An 18,932-nucleotide genomic window follows, 5' to 3' on the forward strand; every position below is an offset into this window, starting at 1 on the left:
TCTTAATGAAAATTTAAGAACTAAATATGCATTTAGAAAATTATGAAATAATATCCTATCTGATTATTATTTCTGCTGCTCTGCTGTTTGTAATTCTGGAAAGAATTTTCCCGTATAATAAAGGTCAGGAAATTTTTAGAGAAGGATTTTTTGATGACCTCGCATTATATACAATTGCACAAAGTTATATACTTGGAATTTTCATTTTCACATTTATCATAAATTCAATTGACAGTATTACCGGCATATCTCGATTAAGATTGTTTGCTAATGTTCCAATCTGGCTTCAATTAATTTTTTATCTGATAACACATGATTTTTATATTTACTGGATGCACAGGTGGCAGCATAAAAATAAATTTTTGTGGCGGCTGCATGAAGCACATCATTCACCCAAAAAAGTTGATTGGCTTTCAGGCTCCCGTTCTCATGCATTTGAAATATTGATTAATCAAACTATAGAATTTCTTCCTATTGTTCTTCTTGGTTCACCTCCAGAAGTTGCTGCATACAAAGGCGTAATTAGCGCAGTTTGGGGTATGTATATTCATTCGAACATCAATGTAAAAACAGGAAAGCTGCAAATGATTTTTAATGGCCCAGAAATGCATAGATGGCATCATACAACTGGAAAAGGACGTAATAAAAATTTTGCCACAAAACTTGCTATCTGGGATTGGATTTTTAATACAGCATATCTTCCACCAGAGAAAGCAGAAGAATACGGTTTGAAAACTTATTTCCCCGATAATTATTTCAAGCAATTTATTTATGCTTTCAGACCTTTTAAGAAAAAGAACAAAAATATTTTATCAAAGATTTTTTCATTTGAAAAATCTGAAGTTATAAATTAGGAATTATCTTGTCTTTAGGATATCGAACCGAATAAATCAATTTTTTGGTTGCAGATTCTGATCCATTTAATTCAATCATCCATCTTATTCTCCCTTCATTTTCAAAAAGTAAACCTTTATCTAACTCAATTAGTTTTATTTTTATTTGTTCATTCTTTGATATTGGGATTTGGTCTTCAACAATTAATTTGATGGGTATAGTTTTATTGTTTTTTATTTTTATTTCATAAGCAAATATTCTTTCAACATCATTGCTTAAAAATTTACTTTCTGTAAAATCTTTAATTATCTGTTTTGAACAGGATATGTTTTGGTCTCTTCCTAAGGAAATTGTTAATGTATCTTTTGAAGTAAATGGATTGATATATGTTTTCCCTACAAAAGAATTTTCAAAATAAATATTTAATTCACCCGGCAAAAGATTGAATTCACTCCAGCTGCTTAAGTAAGCAATAAGAAAAGCATTGTTGTCTAGTTTAGGAACTGCATAGTATTCATACTTTGCAGGTATTGTTAAATTTTGTAATTCAATTATGTGGCTTTTATTATCAGATGGAATAGAATATTTAATTGAAGGAACAAATTCTGCTGAAAGTTGAGATTGTGCAACTTCAAAATAATCTGCAAGTGTTTCTGATTCGGCTGAACTTTCAACTACATTGGACATTGGCGAAAAAACTTTTTGTGATAATCCAACTTCTTTTCTTAACATGGGTTTTTCAAAATCTACAAACCAGGGATAAAGTTCTGGTTTATTATTATTCTGAATTGTATTTCTTGTAGAGAGAACAATATCAATATTATCCCAATCTAAACCGCTGTTTTGTTTTATGCTTGCTTTGTAATTTAGAATTGCAGGCGAGTCAATTTTATTGACGCGAATATCATAAACGGGCTGCCATGATGCATCGTTTACTAAGTAAGAAATAACAAATTCTGCTTCGCATTTTGATTTTACAGAAATAGATACTACTAATTCATTTACAGGTTTGTTAATGTTGTTGTTTAGTTCATTAAGCTGTTTAGTAAGTCTTTCAATATTTTTTTGAATGTTCTTGATATCGAGTGAAATTTCTGTTGTTTTATTTTTAATTTCGGTCAATCTTTTTCTAAAGTATTCACTAAATTTTTGCAGTTCATTAACAGTAACACCTTTTTCTTTGCTTCCTATTTCTTTGTTAGCATATAATAAATCAATTTCTGCTTTGAGAACTTCAATTTCATTTTGTTTTGAAGATAGAATTTTATTTAGAATTTCCAAAGAATCTTCAAGCACTTTAATTTGTTTGCTCTTTTCCGGGATTTTTAAATAATCAACTTTCTGGTTTACGGAAAGAATTACAAGTTCTCCTTTTGCTGAAATATTAATGCTGTTAGGGTCAATGTTTTGTGCAACATCAGTAATAATTAAATCTGATTTTCCTTTTTCAAGTTTAACTTTTGCTGTGTGAGTAATTTCTGCCCCTCTTAAGAAAACTTTTACGCTTGTAATATTTGCTTTAATGAACTGTTCATTTGAAGCGTTAATTTGATTGATCAAACTCCAAATTAATAGAAATAAAATTGATGGTTTCATAAAGTCCTCTTTCTTAAAAAAGTTGTGTTTTATACTTATAATAAATGAATCAGTTCCATCTAAAAATTCTAACTTGATAGATTTCAACCTTTCAATTGAGAAAGGCTTTCTTTAATTTTGTCTTAAAGTAATTATAATCTTCTGAAATTTATTATTAATTCTGCCATTAACCAATCATTTAATGAATGAAAAAATTATTAATTGAATTTCTTAGAAAACATTTTAACCAGGTTGCCGAAAACTGGGCTGATAAGCTTATCCAGCTTTTTAAAGATAAATTGTTAAATGCACAAATTAAAACTTTTGTAGAAAGCAGCATCACAACATTTATTGATGTCTTAGAACAAGGTGATTATAAAATAGCCGACCAATATTTGATTGACATCTATACTTTATTTTCAAGAACGAATTTAAATCTGCTTGAAGTAAGTCAGATGTTTAGTCAGGGAAGGTATGCGGTATTGAACATTATTGAAAAAGAAATTGCGAGTCCAACCGACCCAATAATTTTACTTGGATTCATAGATGAAATAATTGAACAGGTTCTTGTTCGATATGCAATGCTGCATCAAGAAGCTAAGATGAAAGAATTAAGATACGAAAGAGACAGATTAGCTTTCAAACTTGAACTTAATCAGCAATATCTGAAAAATATTTTGCATACTTCAGATTCTGCAATTATGATGGTTGATGAAAATGAAAGATTCATTGCATGGAATAAAGGTGCAGAGAGAATTTTTGGATATACAGAACAAGAAATTATTGGAAAACCATCTTCATTTCTTTTACCCGAAGGAGAAAAATATCAAGAAGAATTAAGACAAATTCAGGAAGAAGTAAAAAAAGGTGTAACAAAAATTTTAGAAACAGAAAGAAAAACAAAAGATGGAAGAATACTAAGTGTAAAATTGAGTGTGTCGAGATTGCCTGGAAGCAAAGGTGATTACTCAGGAAGGTCGATTATAATTAAAGATTTTACCGAATTCAAAAAACTTCAGGCACAAATTGACCAATCGGAAAAATTAGCAGTAATTGGTCAACTTGCTGCTGGTGTTGCTCACGAAATTGGAAATCCACTTGCATCAATTTCTTCACTTGTTCAAATACTTCAGAGAAAAAGTCAGGACCCTTTTATCACCGAACAATTATCTTACATCAAAGAAAATATCGATAGAATTTCAAAAATAGTTAGAGAGCTTGTTGACTTTTCAAGACCACCAAGTTATGAAAGAGCAATGCATGATATAACTGATATAATTAAAACTGCCCTTGGTATTGTGAAGTACGACAAGCGTGTTCGAAATGTAAAGTTTGATACTGATTTGAAAAAAAGTTTACCTCAAATTAATGTTGCAGCAGACCAGCTTCTTCAGGTTTTTGTAAATATTCTTATTAATGCACTTGATGCTATCGAAGGAAATGGAATCATCACAGTAAAATCAAATTATGATGAAGAATATATTTATGTTGATATCACAGATAATGGCTGCGGCATGGATGAAAAAACAATGGAAAAGATTTTTGACCCTTTCTTTACAACAAAAGAAGTTGGCAAAGGAACTGGTCTTGGGTTATCTGTAAGTTATGGAATTATCAAACAATACAATGGAGAAATTCTAGTTAAAAGTAAATTAAATGAAGGAAGCACATTCACAGTTAAAATTCCTATTAAACAAAATAGTTGAGGGGAAAATATGTCAGCAAAAATTTTAATTGCCGATGATGAAAAGCCAATTCGTGATTCATTGAAAATGGTGCTCGAAGAAGAAGGTTTTACAATTGAAGCAGTAGGTGATGGCGAAGAAGCTCTGCAGAAAATTCAAAATGCAAAAGGAGAAGAAAACTTTGATATTGTAATTACAGATATAAAAATGCCAAAACTTGACGGCATGCAGCTTCTTGAACAAGCTTCAAGAATTTCACCAGAAACTTTTTTTATTATTATGACTGCTTATGCATCAGTAAACACTGCAATTGAAGCATTGCGGCACGGTGCTTATGATTATTTAATTAAACCAATAGAATTTGATGACTTAATTATTCGTGTTAAAAGACTTCTTGATTACAAAAAACTTGCTCTTGAAAATAAAGCTCTGCGTCAGAGAATATCAGCAGATTACGACTTTACAAATTTAATTGGCAAAAGCGATGCAATGAAAAAAGTTTTTTCAATTATTGCACAGGTTGCACCTACAAACAGCAATGTATTAATCACTGGAAAAAGTGGAACGGGGAAAGAACTTGTTGCTAAAGCAATTCATTACAACAGCAAGAGAAAAGACAAAATTTTTCTTCCTGTTAACTGCGGAGCAATTGCAGAAAACTTAATCGAAAGCGAACTTTTTGGACATAAAAAAGGTGCTTTTACAGGTGCAACCGAAGATAAAGTTGGTTTATTCAAAGTAGCTGATGGTGGAACTTTATTCCTTGATGAAATTGGCGAACTTCCATTAAATCTTCAAGTTAAGCTGCTTAGAGCAATTGAGGATAAAGAATTTATTCCTGTAGGCGGTGTTAAACCAGTAAGCACGGATGTAAGAATTATTGCAGCAACAAATCAAAATCTTTACGAAAAAACAAAAACAGGAGAATTTAGAGAAGACCTTTACTATCGCCTCAATGTTGTTGAAATTAATCTTCCTACCTTGAATGAAAGAAAAGAAGATATTCCCCTTCTTGTTAATCACTTTATTGAAAAATATTCTAAAGAGATGGGCAAAAAAATTATAGGCGTTGATAATGATACGATGAAAATTTTAATGGCACATGAATGGCGTGGTGGAGTAAGAGAACTTGAAAATATAATTGAACGTGCTGTAATTTTTTGTAAGAAAGATATGATTACCGTTGATGACCTTGCAGAATATATCAGGGGGAATACAGAAACATATGAATATCCGGATTCACTCAAAGAAGCTCTTCATAATTTTGAAAGAGAACACATCATCAAAACATTGAAAAAATATAATTACAATAAAGAAGAAGTAGCCAAGGCTCTTGAAATTGGTTTATCTTCTTTATATAGAAAAATGGATGAACTGCATATTCCAACCAGACAACCAATTGATGATAATTACTGAAAAATGTTCCATACGCTGTGTGTTACATTGTATAGTTTTTTTTATATTTGACATACAGACACATGCTATTTAACGATGGATAACTTTATTGATACTAATACACTTTCTTATTTCGCAAGCGAACAAAATGATATTTTTTTTATTGTCGAATTTTTAGATGAGGGTCATAAAAATTATTATTCCCAGAATATCGAACAGATAATTGGCTATACTCCAGATGAATTGGACAGCTTTCCTGAAAAACTTCATTCTCTAATAGATGAAGATTATTACAGCAAAATTAGAAATGTATTGTTTGAACTTGAGTCTGATGAAACAAAAAACTCTGTAACACTTGAATACATAATTCATTCAAAAGATGGAAAAAAAATCTATCTAAAAGAATTTTTAAAAGTAATTCGTAACAATGAGGGTTTAATTTCTCAAAGGCATAGCATGATTATTAATTTAACATCGTTAAAAGAGAAGCAACAGGAGTTAGAAGAACAAAATGAAAAGCTGAAAGAACTGAATGCAGCCAAAGATAAATTTATTTCGATTGTTTCGCACGATTTAAGAGCACCATTTACAACATTGCTTGGATTTTCTGAAATTTTATTGAATGAAAAAGAACTAACTGAAGAAGAAAGAAATGAATATTTAAAATATATTTATGAAGCATCAAAGACAGAACTTAATTTGATTAATTGCTTGCTTGATTGGTCGAGACTGCAGACGGGAAGAATAAAAGTAGAACCAACAAGGCTAAATGTTAAATCGACAGTTGCAAATTCAATAATATCGCTTACACCAATTTCTGTAAGAAAAAATATTGAAATAAAAATTGAAATTCCCTCTAATTTGTATATGTGTGCTGATGAAAGACTAATAAGTCAGGCAATATTAAATCTTGTGAGCAATGCTGTAAGATTTACTCCACCTGGGAAAGAAGTTCAAATTTATTCACAAAAATTTAAAGAAGGATTTATTGAAATTGTTGTGGCTGATCAAGGAACCGGGATTCCAGAAGAAGGACAGAGTAAACTTTTTAAGATAGACCAAAAATTTATTATGGCTGGCACAGAAGGAGAAAAAGGAAGTGGTCTTGGATTAACTCTTGTTAAAGAAATTATTGATAAACACGGCGGCGAGGTCTGGTTCTATTCCAAAGTTGGTGAAGGCAGTGAATTTCATATTACTGTTCCGGAAGCAAAAAATATTCTTTTAATTGTAGAAGATGACGAAGCAATAGTTTCACTTTATAAAAGAATAATTGAACATCATCTGCCATATTTTGAAATCAAAACTGCAGTTAATGGTTACGATGCAATTACAATGTTGAAAAATATTATGCCTACTGTAATCATTACTGACCATGATATGCCTTTGATGAATGGGACTCAATTTGTTGATGCTGTTTACAAAAAAGAAACAAATAAATCTATTCCAATAATTGTTATTTCAGCTAAACTTGATGATGAAATAATAAAATCTTATTCAAAACTGGGAGTAGATAAAATTATTCCAAAACCAATCGATTCTGAAAAACTTATAAATGCAATTAAAGATTCATTAATACTTCAGTAAAGAAGGCTTGTATGGATGAATTAAATCTAACACTAAAACACTGGTATGCATTTTACACAAAACCTCATCATGAATTTAAAGCTCAACAGCAATTTGAATCTGCAGGAATTGATTATTATTTACCAGTCATAGAAACTGTAAGGCAGTGGCGAGACCGTAAAAAAAAGGTAATCGAACCGCTCTTTAGGTCATACATATTTGTTCACGCTAATGAAAAAGAAAGATTGTGTGCATTGCAGCAGTCTTCAATCGTAAGAACTATATGTTTCAATGGCAAACCTTCAATAATTCCAGATTATCAAATAGAAAATTTGAAAATAATGTTGAATGGCAATCCCGAAGTTTTTGTTGTAAACAAAATTGAAGCAGGAGAATCTGTTAGAATTATTGATGGACCTTTTAAAGGCATTATTGGAAAAATTAAAATAGTAAGCAAAGAAAAATGGCTTGCTGTTTCTGTAGATTTACTTCAGCGCTCGGTTCTTGTTCGTCTTCCGATTGAAAGTGTTGTTAAATTAATCTAATCAGGCAAAATTATGTTGAATCAAAAATCATTAAGTGAATTAAATAAAGAAGAAGAATTCACTCTTTTTTTGTTAATAAATAAATATGAAACAAAAACAACTAAAAATGGAAATTCTTATTTAAGTCTTGAGCTGCGTGATAAATCAACAATAATTTCAGCAAATCTATGGGAAAACTTTAATGATATTTTGCAGGGAATCTCTGAAAATAAAATTGTCAAAGTAAACGGCGTGCTACAAGAGTTTAATGGTTCGCCTCAGATAAAAATCAAAAGAATACGTTTTGCAAATGAAAGTGACAATGTAAGCATTGAAGATTTTATTCCAGTTTCACCTCGCAACCTCAATGATATGAAGCAAGAATTTAACGATGTTATTGGTTCGATTAATAATGAATTCTTAAAAACATTACTTGAAAAAATTTTTGCTGGAGAAAATCTTAATAATTTCTATAATGTGCCTGCAGGTGCAAACTGGCATCATGCTTATTTACACGGTTTACTCGAACATACACTTGAGCTTGTAAAAATATGTGACTTGATGTGCACTATTCATCCAGAAATTAATAGAGATTTATTGATTGCAGGGGCTTTGCTGCATGATTTTGGAAAAACAGAAGAATTAACACTTACTCCTTCATTCGAATACACAGATAAAGGAAGATTAATTGGACATATAATGATTGGTGCAATGGCAGTAGAAAAAGCAATTGATGAAATTGAAAATTTTCCGGAAGAATTAAAAAATCAACTCATACATCTAATACTCAGTCATCAAGGAAAACTTGAGTATGCTTCACCTGTGATTCCAAAAACACTTGAGGCAATTGTTCTTTATCATGCAGATGAATTAAGTGCAAAAACAAATGCGTATAAAAATGCAATTCAGGCAGAAAAAAATAGAAATGTGGGAATTAATTCCTTTGGAAAAAGATGGACTAAATTCATAAAACTTGCCGATACAGCTCTTTATATTCCAGAATTAGAATTTTTTGAATCTAACAATAAAGAAAGTTCAGATTCCAGTATAACTGAATCTGAAGAGGAGGAAAATTCATGAAAAGAATTATTATTATTTTCTTTACTGCTGTTACTTTTTTTGCGGCTCAAATTTTAGCCCAGTCAGTAGAACAATTAATTAAAGAGGGCGATAGTTATTATGAAAAATTTGATAATGAAAAGGCACTTGAATTTTATAAAAAAGCAGAAAAGCTTGACCCAAACAATTATGAAATTTTATGGAAGATAAGTCGAGCTTATGTTGACATTGGTGAACATATGCCAGCAAATACAAGTGAACAAAAAGATGCACAACTCTCTGTATATCAGAAAGCACTTGAATATGCTGAAAAATCAATTAAAGCTGCACCGGATAAATCAGTAACTTATTTGCGTCGTGCAATTGCGAATGGAAGAATTGCTCTTTTCAAAGGTGTATTTTCGGTTGCTGGTGTTGTTAATTCGGTAAAATCAGATTTAGAAAAGGCAATTCAGCTTAACAATGGAGGAAATGATATTCAGGCTGTAGCACATTATGTGCTTGCAAGAACTCATGCAAAGACAAGTGAAAAATGGAAACCTGCTCGTTCTGTTCTTGGCTTGGGGTGGGCTGATAATGAAATTGCATTGAAAGAATACAAAAAAGCAATTGAATTGAAACCAAACTATGTTATGTTCTATGTTGATTATGCAATTTCATTAATTCGAGAGAAAGATTATAAAACTGCAAGATTAATGCTCCAGAAAGCAATTGACAGTCCGATTGAAGATGAAGATGATAATGTTCGAAAAGAAGAAGCCAAAAAATTATTAAAAGAAATTGAGGGAAAATGAAATTAAATTTCGAGAAAAAATTTATTGAAAGGTTAAGCACAGCAAAAAAAGTTGTCTTTTTCACTGGCGCAGGAATATCTGCTGAGAGCGGTATTCCAACTTTTAGAGGCAGTGATGGAATCTGGAATAAAATGAAGCCAGAAGAACTTGCAAGCTTTGATGCATTCATGCGAAATCCTGATTTGGTATGGGAATGGTATCAACATAGAAGAAATATCATTAATAATACAAAACCTAATGCAGGACATATTGCAATTGCAGAATTAGAAAAATATTATGACGTTACAGTTGTTACACAAAATATTGATAATCTGCATCGCCGTGCTGGCTCAACAAAAATTTTTGAACTGCATGGCAACATCGAAAGAAATTATTGTATAGATTGCAAAACATTTTACAATTCACCTGAACTTGAAATAAGCAGCGGTGTGCCAAAGTGCAAAAAATGTGGCGGATTAATTCGTCCAGATGTTGTATGGTTTGGTGAGATGCTTCCACATGACCAATACAGCGGCGGAGAACAGGCAGCAGAAAAAAGTGATATTTGTTTTGTTGTAGGAACTTCTGCAGTAGTTTATCCTGCAGCTTATATCCCAATGACAGCAAAAAAGGCTGGTTCTTTTGTTGTAGAAATTAATATTGAACCAACAGATTTAACTCGATATGCCGATTATTCAATATTTGGCAAAGCAGGTGAAATACTTCCGGAAATTGTTGATATAGTAAAACAAATTAAAGGTGAATAATTTTTATAGAAAATTGATTTTGAAAGTAGTTAACAAAAAATAAAAATTACCGCATTTAAATTGTTGGTATTTTTGCTTATCAATCTGGTTGAGATGAAACCGCAGTGAACGCCAAGAGCACAGAGATTTTAGTTTAAGAATTAAGAAGTCATTTTTGATAACTCCGACTCTGGAAGGCGACGAAGAATCTAATTACTAAACTTTTTATAAGGTTCTTCGCTTCGCTCATAACGACATTAAGATTTTTCTGTTATTCTGAAGGAACCCTGCCTAAGGCGGGGTTACTGAAGAATCTCAAAAAATAATTTTTCACTAAGGCGCGCAAAGAATAAAGGACACAAAGAAAAACTTTGCTGCATTGTGAGAAATTAAAATTATAGAGATTGCTTCGTTCCGACAAACATCGTTAGGATTTCTTTACAATTTTATCTCTTCTTCTGCATAAGAATTTTCTGTTTCAAGAACTCTAACTTTTAACGAAGTGATATTTTCAGGCAAAGCTGACTTGATTTTATCAATTAAATAAAGGCAAATATTTTCTGCTGTCGTTTCAAAATTTACAACTACTTTTCTTGAATTCAACATTTCGAGAGCAGAAATTAATTCTTTATCTTCATTATAAACCATAATTGAATGGTCTAATTCATCAATTATAGGATTAACAATTTTTGCTAAATCATAATAATCCAGCACCATACCGTTAGAATCGGGTGTGCCGCTTATTTCAATCATGCATTTGTATGAATGACCATGCAAATTTTTACATTTCCCTTTATGAAATGTTAAACGATGACCCATTTCCCATGAAAATTCTTTTGCTATTCTCATTATACACCTTTAGTTTCTGGATGCCAAATATATTTATGCATTTGAAGTTGAAATCTTACGTTTAATCTATCTTCTAAAATCCAGTTTACAAGTGTTACTGGTTCTAATTGTCCAAATACAACTGAAAATAAAACTGTGAATTTTTTATCCAAATTATATTTAGAAATTATTTCTTTGCTCCATTCATAATCTTCTCTTGTTCCAATAACAAATTTTATTTCATCGTTTGGTTTGAGATAATTAATATTATCGTAAAGATTTTTTTTCATCATATTGCTTGAAGGACATTTTAAATCCATTATAATCATAACTCGTTTATCGACATTTTCAATAGGAAGGCTTCCCCCGGTTTCAAGCATAACTTCAAAGCCTTCATCGCAAAGGCGTTTCATCAATTCAAGAGATTCTTTTTGAAAAAGTGGTTCACCCCCAGTAATTTCAACTAAATTACAATTGTATAGCTTAACTTTATCAATAATTTCTTCGATTGTGAAATCTGTTCCATCGTAGAAAGCATAAGCTGTGTCACAATAAGAACATCTCAAATTGCAATAAGTTAATCGCACAAAAACACAGGGTAATCCAGCCCTTGAACTTTCTCCTTGAATCGAATAAAATATTTCATTTACTCTAAGCATAAATTCTCTTTTTTATTTGAAAAAATAAGAATAATGGACATGAGATTAAAGTTTCATAAAAATTTATAAAAAAGTTTGATTTCAAACTAAGTTCAAAGTATATTTACACACGTTTTTAAATAAATTTAGGAAATTTAATGGCGCATCATAAGTCAGCTCAGAAAAGAATCAGACAAACAATTAAAAGAACGTTAAGAAATAAAGCAGCATTATCTAAGATTAAAACATTGGTTAAAAAAGTCTATAGCACGCAGGATAAAGAACTTGCAGAAAAATATTTAAGAGAAGCTGTTGCAACGCTGGATAAACAAGCAGCTAAAGGAAGAATTCATAAAAATACCGCTGCAAGAAAGAAATCTGCAATTACAAAATATGTAAACAGTTTATCTGCAGAAAAATAATCACATCATTTTTAAAATTTAAGGGTTGCAAAAAAAATTTTTAGCAGCCCTTTTTTAATTTTGTATTAAATCCTTAATTGCTTCTCTTCCTTCAGTTTCTGGCAAATAAAATCTTACCTTAAATTTATCTCCCGTAAAATCTGATGGCTTCTGAATAAGTTTTTTAATTAATACAGAATGTTCAATAAAAATATTTTCATCTATTATAGAACCAAATATATAAGTAACTCCTTTTATTGTTACATTATTATTTATTTTTACAGGAAATTCATCGCTTCCAGTAATTCTAACACCAGATTCAATAGAACAGTTATTCCCAATTGTTACATTTCCTTTGATAACATCTCCCCAGAAGATTTCAACATTATTTCCAATTATAAGTGTTTGATTTGTGAAGCATGATAGATGTGCATTTTCTCTAACTGTTACATTTTTGCCAAAATTTATATTGCCTGAGATGTAAACATTTTTCATCAGGTGAAGATTGTAGTTAAGTTTTGCACCTTTACCAATGTAAACACCTTTGCCGATTTTGATGTCGAGAGGTTCGCCAAGTTTGTCCATTCTTAAAATATCTTCTATTACATTATCATCTATAAAAAAATCATCAGGGTCATCAATTAGAATTATGTCTTTTAATTTTTCATAAGCAATCTTTCTTGCAATAGCATCCATTTCTTTTAGAACTGATTTATTATTAAATCCCATCAAAACATATTGCTGCTTTGGACTTATTGCTGCAACAGAATAATTATGTTTATTGAACAATCCAATTAAATCAGTCAAATAAATTTCATTCTGAACATTATTGCTTTCTAATTTATTTATTAACTCAGCAAGGGGCTTAAATTTAAATGCATAAACACCACTGTTGAATTCTCTGTTTTCGAGCAATTCTTTTTTTGTGTAAGTAAATTCTTTTCCTCTGTATTTAATTTTATATTTCTTTTTGTCATCAAGGTTGAGAATATCTTTGTATTCAAGAATTTCAATTACATTTCCTTTTAACTTAAGAACTCTATTTCCTTTTGCATCTTTCTCTTTAACTCTGATTATTCTTCCGTAGTAATTATTTTGAATATCACCTTCATAAATTCCGGTAAGAACTATCATATCAGAATTTGATTTTTCAAACTCTTCTTTGAAGAACTGAACAGTTTCTGCATCAATTAATCCCATATCCCCAGGGAAAACATAAACAGTACCATCATACTTTGAAGCGTCAATATTTTTAAGTGCAGTTTGAACTGCATGTCCAGTTCCATTTTGAACTTCTTGATATACATAAATTAAAGAATCTTTTTTGCCCACGGTTTTGATTACATCTTCTGCTTTAATTCCAACAACAACAATAATATTTGATTCCGGCAAGCCTTTTGCACATGCATTGTATACGCGTTCTACGGTTGGAATTTCCCAAATTTTATGAAGCATTTTTGATGTCTGCGATTTAATTCTTTTGCCATGACCTGCAGCCAGAATAATTACAGTTTCCTTTTTATTATAATCAAATTTATCCGAGTATTCTTTGACTAATTCTTCAATTGATGAAGTGCTGTTCATTTGTTCCTCTTTTTAAATTTATGTGCTGAAATTTAACAATAATTGATTAATTATTTTATTGAAGACAGGGTTAAATTGTTCTTCCTTTTTATGATAATTTTTATTAATTCTTGCATCAAAAAAAATGGATTTTGTGGAAATATGAAGAAAATATATTTTCTTATTTCAGTTCTATTTGTATTAAATAATACTTTTGCACAAGATAAAGGTTTTGGATTAGGAATAATGATAGGCGAACCAACAGGTTTTAGCGCAAAATACTGGTTAAATAATAAAAATGCTTTTGATGGTGGATTAGCTTATTCTTTTGTAAAAAAACACAATGCCGTATCTTTACATGCGGATTATTTATATCATAATTATGATTTGATAAAATCAAATTATAAAATTCCAATTTATTATGGTTTTGGTGTTAGAATGCGTTTCATTGAAAATGAAGATAATTCACTCGGTGCTCGAGGTGTGATTGGCGCAGTTTGGCTGAGTGATAATTTACCTATTGATGTTTTTATAGAGTTTGTTCCTGTCTTTAACCTTTTCCCAGCAACAGAATTAAATTTAGATTTGGCAATTGGAGCAAGGTATTATTTTAAGAGATGATGGAAAACCAGGAAATTAAAACTTACTTTGATACGCCTGAGCGCTCAAGCGCAGATGATATAATCAAAGACTATTTGATATTTCATCTTAATCCACTTATAAGCCAGATTCTTGAAGGCTTTCCTGAATTAGCTGTGATAATAAATAAAAACCGTCAGATTGTTGCTTTTAATAAAAAAGCAGTTGAAACATTTAAAATTTCTGATGCAAATAAACTTTTAGGAATGAGAATTGGCGAGGCATTAAATTGCATTCATAGTTATGCGATGCCGGCAGGCTGCGGCACTTCTCAATTTTGCAGAGAATGCGGTGCAGCAAAGGCAATAAAATTTACAAATGAAAATAAAATTCCATCCGAAGAGGAATGTAAAATTACAGCTATCTTAAATGGAAAAGAATTTTCTTATGAATTTCTGGTTAATACTCAACCAATAACATTTAAGGACTCTGAATTTACTTTGTTTGCAGTGAAAGATATTTCAAGTCTCAAACGAAAAGAAGCACTCGAAAGAATTTTCTTCCATGATATTTTAAATACAGCAAGTGCAATTGACGGCATTATAAAACTTTTAACCGATGAAAAAGATGATGAAGGAAAAAAAGAATTAATAAAAGCACTTAACGAAGCAGCTCAGCAGCTTCTTAATGAAATAATTTCTCAAAGAGACTTGAGAAATGCAGAGGATGGAAAATTAGGAGTCGACATAAAAGAAATTTCTACAATCGATTTTCTTAAAGCAGTGCACGAAGTTTATAAAAATCATGAACTTGCAATAAATAAAAATATTGTTGTTGAATATCCTGCAGAATGCAATGTTTTTGAAAGTGACAGAACATTGTTGTTAAGGTCTATTGGCAACTTAATTAAAAATGCTCTCGAAGCTTCAGGTGAAGGTGATACAGTAAAAATATTTTCTTACTGCAATCATGAATTTGTATACTTCAATGTTCATAACAATCAAGTAATACCTGAAAATGTGCAGCTGCAATTGTTTCAGCGTTCATTCAGCACAAAGGGAGCTAAGGGCAGAGGCTTGGGTCTTTACAGCGTCAAACTAATCATAGAACAATACTTGAAAGGAAAAGTTACTTTCGTTTCAAACGATATGCTTGGAACAATTTTTACAATTCAATTGCCTATTAAATTTAACTCAAAATAATTATAGAGGGTAAAATGATTAAGAAAATTTTTTTGTTAATCTTAATTTTCAGCATCGAAAACTTTATAACTGCACAAAATAATTTTGAAAAAGACACAATAAAAACATCAAAAGGAGATTTAATAATTACTTTCATAGGTCACGGCACATTGATGTTTAATTTTAATGATTTAGTAATTCATGTAGACCCAGTTGGAAGATATGCAGATTATTCAAAACTACCTAAAGCTGATATTATTTTAATTACACATCATCACGGCGACCATCTTGATAAAAAAGCAATTGATACAATAACGAAAAAGGATACAGAATTGCTGTGTACCGAATTATGTTATAAACAATTGAATTCTGGTAATGTTATCAGAAATGGTGAAGAAAAATTTGTTAAAGGAATTAAAATTGAGGCTGTTCCTGCTTATAATATCGTTCATAAAAATAATGATGGAAATCCATTCCATGTAAAAGGAGAATGCAATGGTTATGTAATTACATTTGGTAATAAAAGAGTTTATGTTGCAGGAGATACTGAAAACATTCCTGAAATGAAGGAATTAAAAAATATTGACATTGCATTTCTTCCCATGAATTTGCCTTATACAATGACTCCACAAATGACAGCAGATGCAGTTAGAATGATTAATCCCAAAATATTTTATCCCTATCATTATGGTAACAGCGATTTGAATGAATTGCTGGAATTACTGAAAGACAAAAAAGATTGTGAGATAAGAATCAGAAAGATGAAATGATTTTAGTATTCAATAAATAAAGCTAATAAACCAACAACGAAAAGGACTAATCCTGTAATTAATTTATCATGATGTTCAAGAAAATTCCATTTTAATTTGCTTATTCCTTTCGAAGCTAAATAAACAAGAAATAACATGCCAGCGACAGTTACAATAAAATAAACTGCTGAAACTACGAATATTCCAGTCCATCCTAATTGGCTGGCTGTTAGATAATAAATTTCAATTTCAAGACATGGAGAAAAAAACATTGCAACTACCAGGGACAGAATTATTGATTTCTTATTTTTCTTTTTCTGAATAATCGTTTCAATATCAATGTGATGATGCTTATGATGAGATGTTCTTATTTTATTGTGTCTGTATTCTAAGTAAAAATAAATTATGCTTAGTGCAATTAAGATTGCCGGTGCTATAATTTTTGTAATGAAAAAATAAGACTCGGACAATTTATAGCCAGCAAATCCAATTATAATTCCAATTATAATTGTGCTTGATATATGGGAGATGCTCGTTATTGTTGTAATTGTTAGTAATTCCTTTTCACTCCATTTTTCTGTTCTGCCAATTGCAATTAGCGGCAACCAGTGACTTGGAATTAAAGCATGTGCAATACTTAACAATAAACTGCCAATAAAAACATGTATGATTGGATGCATAAAGAATATTCATAATTGAATACTCAATTATAATGAAAATGATTGAATATATGACAGATCTTTTTGAATTAGTTTTTTCTTTTGTTCTCTGGTTTTAATATTACAGATAAATTTAGCAGAATGAAAATTACAGTATCTGTTTTTGCAAGTGCGAGTATATATTCATCTTGATTGTCTTTTCCAAAATCGGGCGGTTCTTCAATTTCAGAAGCTTTAACATCATAAACTGCCTCAACTTCATCTACAATTAAACCTACTCTTACCTGCAATCCATCAATTTTATCTTCCACAATTACAATTCTTGTTTTTGGATCGTATTCTTTTTCGGGCATATTAAGTTTTAGTCGTAAATCAACAACAGGTACAATGTTTCCTCTTAAATTTATTACACCTTTTACATATTTGGGAGTATTTGGAACAGGTGTAATATTTATCATTCTAATAATTTCAATAATTTTTAGGATTTCGATGCCGTAATGTTCTGTTCCTAAAGAAAACTTTAGATATTTTCCTTCCATATTTAACAGAGCTTTTGTTTTGCCTTCTGTTAAAGTTGTTTCTTCTTTATTTATAATTTTTCTTGCATTGTTTGCAAGGTCAATTTCACTAATATAACTTCTTGCCTCAGCTTTATCTTTATCAGAACAAGCAGCATCTGCAAAACGCTTATCTACAAATTTATTTAAGTCGATTATTGTACCAATTCCCATTTTATCATGCATATAATGCTGAATAAAATCAAGGTCTTTAATTACTGGATAAAGATTATTTGTTTTAATTCCTTTTGGTTCGGTTAAAACATTTTTGAGAATTGGAACTGTAAGCCCAAGTTCTTTTTTAGGATCTAAAAATTCAACAGCAATTTCTGCGGCAAGAGCTGGCTTTTGAGAAATAAATTTTCCAGAATAAACAAGCATTTCTGTAAATTCTTTAACAGCTTCAGGAAAGCGTTCGATGAAATCAGCCTGCATTGCCAGAACACAGCAAGGATGATTTTCCCATAGCTCACTTGATAAAAATTCCAATTCAGCAATTCCAGTTGCAATTGCTTTTGTGCCGATTGGTTCTGCAACAAGATATCCACATGCATCAGGATTACCAGATAAAAATTCAGGCATTTTGATTGGTGCTACAACTTCAAATTCTACATCAACATTTTTTTGCCCAGTTACTCCAGGATTTAATCCAACATTCTTGAAAAATGCATGTGCAAGCATGTTATGAATTGACATAGTATGAGGAATATAAAATGATTTTCCTTTGAAGAATTCTATTCCTTTTTCATCATCTCCAGTTTTGTTTCTTACACAAATACTTCCATTTTTATGTGCAAATAAAATTAATCTCAAAGGAACACCATAATTGTATAAGTCCATAGCCAGCGGAGCAAGAATAAAGGCAGCATCAGCAGAACCATTTTCAAGAGCTTTGGCAACTGCGTTCCAGCTTGGCAGACATTCTGTTTCCAATTCAAAATGTTTTGGATTTAGTTCCCCTTTTTTAATTAAATATTTTAGAACACCAAGTGTTAAGTGGTCTGTAATCTGAATATGAATAGCTTTTATTAATGCTTTCCCTGTTTTTGTAATTCTTGAATCTAAAGAACGAGTTTTTATTTCTTCCTGAACTTTGATGCCAAAGGCTTCATTAATTTTTTCAAGAAGTTCATCTTTATTAAAAGGTTTTGAAATAAAACTGCTTACGCCAGCCTCGTTTGCTTTTTCAACTTCTTTTTTTTCTCCTCTTCCTGTTGCCATTAAGAAAGGAATATTTTTAGTATTTTCATTACTTCTTACCCACTTAAGAAGCTCAAATCCATCCATTTCAGGCATATTCCAGTCACTGATGATAAGTTCAACCGATGGGTCATTCTGCAGAATTTTTATTGCACTATTTCCATTTTCAGCTTCAATAATGTTATTAAATCCAAGTGCATTGAGTGTTTTGATTTCCATCTGGCGCATTACACCAGCATCTTCTACAAGGAGAATTTTAATATTTTTTTGAACGTCCATGTATTTCCCGAATACTGTTTAGATTTGTTCAAATTATTATCGAATAAAAAATCAAAAATTTTATTTGTTATAGCAGAATAAAATTTTTATTTCCAAATAAAATTTAAAGTGTGGAGAAATTTTGGGAACCATGGAATATGT

Annotated in this window: 18 protein-coding genes; 12 read left to right on the forward strand and 6 right to left on the reverse strand. The window is 30.7% G+C overall.

The features are described 5' to 3' along the window. Positions 1-26 precede the first annotated feature (26 nt). Complete coding sequence (locus tag AC27L2_RS03520) at positions 27-854, forward strand: sterol desaturase family protein (RefSeq protein WP_487210294.1); 828 nt, start codon at positions 27-29, stop codon at positions 852-854. On the opposite strand, the gene AC27L2_RS03525 is transcribed toward AC27L2_RS03520, so the two are convergent. Next, complete coding sequence (locus AC27L2_RS03525) at positions 844-2,430, reverse strand: DUF4139 domain-containing protein (RefSeq protein ID WP_487210295.1); 1,587 nt, start codon at positions 2,428-2,430, stop codon at positions 844-846. The two genes, AC27L2_RS03520 and AC27L2_RS03525, sit on opposite strands and share 11 nt — an antisense overlap. 185 nt (positions 2,431-2,615) lie before the next feature. Between AC27L2_RS03525 and AC27L2_RS03530 the strand changes: the two genes are divergently transcribed. The 7 genes from AC27L2_RS03530 to AC27L2_RS03560 all read left to right on the forward strand — a co-directional run bounded on the left by AC27L2_RS03530 (position 2,616) and on the right by AC27L2_RS03560 (position 10,178). Continuing rightward, the gene (locus AC27L2_RS03530; RefSeq protein WP_487210296.1) at positions 2,616-4,115 is read left to right on the forward strand and encodes a two-component system sensor histidine kinase NtrB; all 1,500 of its coding nucleotides are present in this window, start codon (positions 2,616-2,618) and stop codon (positions 4,113-4,115) included. A 9-nt stretch (positions 4,116-4,124) separates the two neighbouring features. After that, a complete protein-coding gene (locus AC27L2_RS03535) occupies positions 4,125-5,510 on the forward strand; it encodes a sigma-54-dependent transcriptional regulator (protein ID WP_487210297.1) in 1,386 nt (461 codons plus the stop codon). A 75-nt stretch (positions 5,511-5,585) separates the two neighbouring features. After that, positions 5,586-7,076 carry a hybrid sensor histidine kinase/response regulator gene (locus AC27L2_RS03540; RefSeq protein WP_487210298.1) on the forward strand — a complete coding sequence of 497 codons (1,491 nt, stop codon included), beginning with the start codon at positions 5,586-5,588 and terminating at the stop codon, positions 7,074-7,076. A gap of 11 nt (positions 7,077-7,087) precedes the next feature. Further along, positions 7,088-7,600 carry a UpxY family transcription antiterminator gene (locus AC27L2_RS03545; protein ID WP_487210299.1) on the forward strand — a complete coding sequence of 171 codons (513 nt, stop codon included), beginning with the start codon at positions 7,088-7,090 and terminating at the stop codon, positions 7,598-7,600. A 12-nt stretch (positions 7,601-7,612) separates the two neighbouring features. Beyond that, positions 7,613-8,659 (forward strand): 3'-5' exoribonuclease YhaM family protein, encoded by a 1,047-nt coding sequence (locus AC27L2_RS03550; protein ID WP_487210300.1) that lies wholly within the window; start codon positions 7,613-7,615, stop codon positions 8,657-8,659. Further along, positions 8,656-9,432, forward strand: coding sequence for a tetratricopeptide repeat protein (locus AC27L2_RS03555; RefSeq protein ID WP_487210301.1), 777 nt, complete (start codon positions 8,656-8,658; stop codon positions 9,430-9,432). Before AC27L2_RS03550 ends, AC27L2_RS03555 begins: the two co-directional genes overlap by 4 nt. Beyond that, positions 9,429-10,178, forward strand: coding sequence for an SIR2 family NAD-dependent protein deacylase (locus AC27L2_RS03560; protein ID WP_487210302.1), 750 nt, complete (start codon positions 9,429-9,431; stop codon positions 10,176-10,178). The genes AC27L2_RS03555 and AC27L2_RS03560 overlap by 4 nt, the downstream gene beginning before the upstream one ends. 417 nt (positions 10,179-10,595) lie before the next feature. On the opposite strand, the gene AC27L2_RS03565 is transcribed toward AC27L2_RS03560, so the two are convergent. Continuing rightward, positions 10,596-11,006 carry a 6-pyruvoyl trahydropterin synthase family protein gene (locus tag AC27L2_RS03565; protein ID WP_487210303.1) on the reverse strand — a complete coding sequence of 137 codons (411 nt, stop codon included), beginning with the start codon at positions 11,004-11,006 and terminating at the stop codon, positions 10,596-10,598. Further along, on the reverse strand, positions 11,006-11,644 hold the full coding sequence (gene queE / locus AC27L2_RS03570; protein ID WP_487210304.1) for a 7-carboxy-7-deazaguanine synthase QueE: 639 nt from the start codon (positions 11,642-11,644) through the stop codon (positions 11,006-11,008). Before queE ends, AC27L2_RS03565 begins: the two co-directional genes overlap by 1 nt. Before the next feature lie 137 nt (positions 11,645-11,781). On the opposite strand from queE, the gene rpsT reads away from it, so the two are divergent. Next, complete coding sequence (rpsT, locus tag AC27L2_RS03575; RefSeq protein ID WP_487210305.1) at positions 11,782-12,045, forward strand: 30S ribosomal protein S20; 264 nt, start codon at positions 11,782-11,784, stop codon at positions 12,043-12,045. 54 nt (positions 12,046-12,099) lie between these two features. On the opposite strand, the gene AC27L2_RS03580 is transcribed toward rpsT, so the two are convergent. Further along, the gene (locus tag AC27L2_RS03580; protein WP_487210306.1) at positions 12,100-13,608 is read right to left on the reverse strand and encodes an NTP transferase domain-containing protein; all 1,509 of its coding nucleotides are present in this window, start codon (positions 13,606-13,608) and stop codon (positions 12,100-12,102) included. 141 nt (positions 13,609-13,749) lie between these two features. Between AC27L2_RS03580 and AC27L2_RS03585 the strand changes: the two genes are divergently transcribed. Genes AC27L2_RS03585 through AC27L2_RS03595 form a run of 3 tightly spaced genes read left to right on the forward strand, consistent with a single transcriptional unit; the run spans position 13,750 to position 16,117 of the window. Further along, positions 13,750-14,208 carry a hypothetical protein gene (locus tag AC27L2_RS03585; RefSeq protein ID WP_487210307.1) on the forward strand — a complete coding sequence of 153 codons (459 nt, stop codon included), beginning with the start codon at positions 13,750-13,752 and terminating at the stop codon, positions 14,206-14,208. Beyond that, positions 14,208-15,368, forward strand: coding sequence for a sensor histidine kinase (locus AC27L2_RS03590; protein ID WP_487210308.1), 1,161 nt, complete (start codon positions 14,208-14,210; stop codon positions 15,366-15,368). The genes AC27L2_RS03585 and AC27L2_RS03590 overlap by 1 nt, the downstream gene beginning before the upstream one ends. Before the next feature lie 14 nt (positions 15,369-15,382). Continuing rightward, positions 15,383-16,117: an MBL fold metallo-hydrolase gene (locus AC27L2_RS03595; protein WP_487210309.1), complete on the forward strand. Its 735-nt coding sequence runs from the start codon at positions 15,383-15,385 to the stop codon at positions 16,115-16,117. Between the two features lie 2 nt (positions 16,118-16,119). Here the strand turns inward: AC27L2_RS03595 and AC27L2_RS03600 are convergent, their stop codons facing one another. Further along, entirely contained in the window at positions 16,120-16,776 is a 657-nt protein-coding gene (locus AC27L2_RS03600) for a hypothetical protein (protein ID WP_487210310.1), read from the reverse strand. Positions 16,777-16,844: 68 nt separating this feature from the next. Continuing rightward, positions 16,845-18,791 (reverse strand): chemotaxis protein CheW, encoded by a 1,947-nt coding sequence (locus AC27L2_RS03605; RefSeq protein ID WP_487210311.1) that lies wholly within the window; start codon positions 18,789-18,791, stop codon positions 16,845-16,847. Positions 18,792-18,932: the final 141 nt, after the last annotated feature.

The sequence above is a fragment of the Rosettibacter sp. KY25 genome, assembly GCF_057554405.1.

What these genes read in the sequence shown, in the direction of transcription:
- AC27L2_RS03560 (WP_487210302.1), top strand. Translation starts at nt 9,429, where the DNA reads ATGAAATTAAATTTCGAGAAAAAATTTATTGAAAGGTTAAGCACAGCA.
- AC27L2_RS03580 (WP_487210306.1), bottom strand. Translation starts at nt 13,608, where the DNA reads ATGAACAGCACTTCATCAATTGAAGAATTAGTCAAAGAATACTCGGAT.
- AC27L2_RS03600 (WP_487210310.1), bottom strand. Translation starts at nt 16,776, where the DNA reads ATGCATCCAATCATACATGTTTTTATTGGCAGTTTATTGTTAAGTATT.
- AC27L2_RS03535 (WP_487210297.1), top strand. Translation starts at nt 4,125, where the DNA reads ATGTCAGCAAAAATTTTAATTGCCGATGATGAAAAGCCAATTCGTGAT.
- AC27L2_RS03550 (WP_487210300.1), top strand. Translation starts at nt 7,613, where the DNA reads ATGTTGAATCAAAAATCATTAAGTGAATTAAATAAAGAAGAAGAATTC.
- AC27L2_RS03555 (WP_487210301.1), top strand. Translation starts at nt 8,656, where the DNA reads ATGAAAAGAATTATTATTATTTTCTTTACTGCTGTTACTTTTTTTGCG.
- AC27L2_RS03605 (WP_487210311.1), bottom strand. Translation starts at nt 18,791, where the DNA reads ATGGACGTTCAAAAAAATATTAAAATTCTCCTTGTAGAAGATGCTGGT.
- queE (WP_487210304.1), bottom strand. Translation starts at nt 11,644, where the DNA reads ATGCTTAGAGTAAATGAAATATTTTATTCGATTCAAGGAGAAAGTTCA.
- AC27L2_RS03595 (WP_487210309.1), top strand. Translation starts at nt 15,383, where the DNA reads ATGATTAAGAAAATTTTTTTGTTAATCTTAATTTTCAGCATCGAAAAC.
- AC27L2_RS03585 (WP_487210307.1), top strand. Translation starts at nt 13,750, where the DNA reads ATGAAGAAAATATATTTTCTTATTTCAGTTCTATTTGTATTAAATAAT.
- AC27L2_RS03590 (WP_487210308.1), top strand. Translation starts at nt 14,208, where the DNA reads ATGGAAAACCAGGAAATTAAAACTTACTTTGATACGCCTGAGCGCTCA.
- rpsT (WP_487210305.1), top strand. Translation starts at nt 11,782, where the DNA reads ATGGCGCATCATAAGTCAGCTCAGAAAAGAATCAGACAAACAATTAAA.
- AC27L2_RS03530 (WP_487210296.1), top strand. Translation starts at nt 2,616, where the DNA reads ATGAAAAAATTATTAATTGAATTTCTTAGAAAACATTTTAACCAGGTT.
- AC27L2_RS03540 (WP_487210298.1), top strand. Translation starts at nt 5,586, where the DNA reads ATGGATAACTTTATTGATACTAATACACTTTCTTATTTCGCAAGCGAA.
- AC27L2_RS03565 (WP_487210303.1), bottom strand. Translation starts at nt 11,006, where the DNA reads ATGAGAATAGCAAAAGAATTTTCATGGGAAATGGGTCATCGTTTAACA.
- AC27L2_RS03545 (WP_487210299.1), top strand. Translation starts at nt 7,088, where the DNA reads ATGGATGAATTAAATCTAACACTAAAACACTGGTATGCATTTTACACA.
- AC27L2_RS03525 (WP_487210295.1), bottom strand. Translation starts at nt 2,430, where the DNA reads ATGAAACCATCAATTTTATTTCTATTAATTTGGAGTTTGATCAATCAA.
- AC27L2_RS03520 (WP_487210294.1), top strand. Translation starts at nt 27, where the DNA reads ATGCATTTAGAAAATTATGAAATAATATCCTATCTGATTATTATTTCT.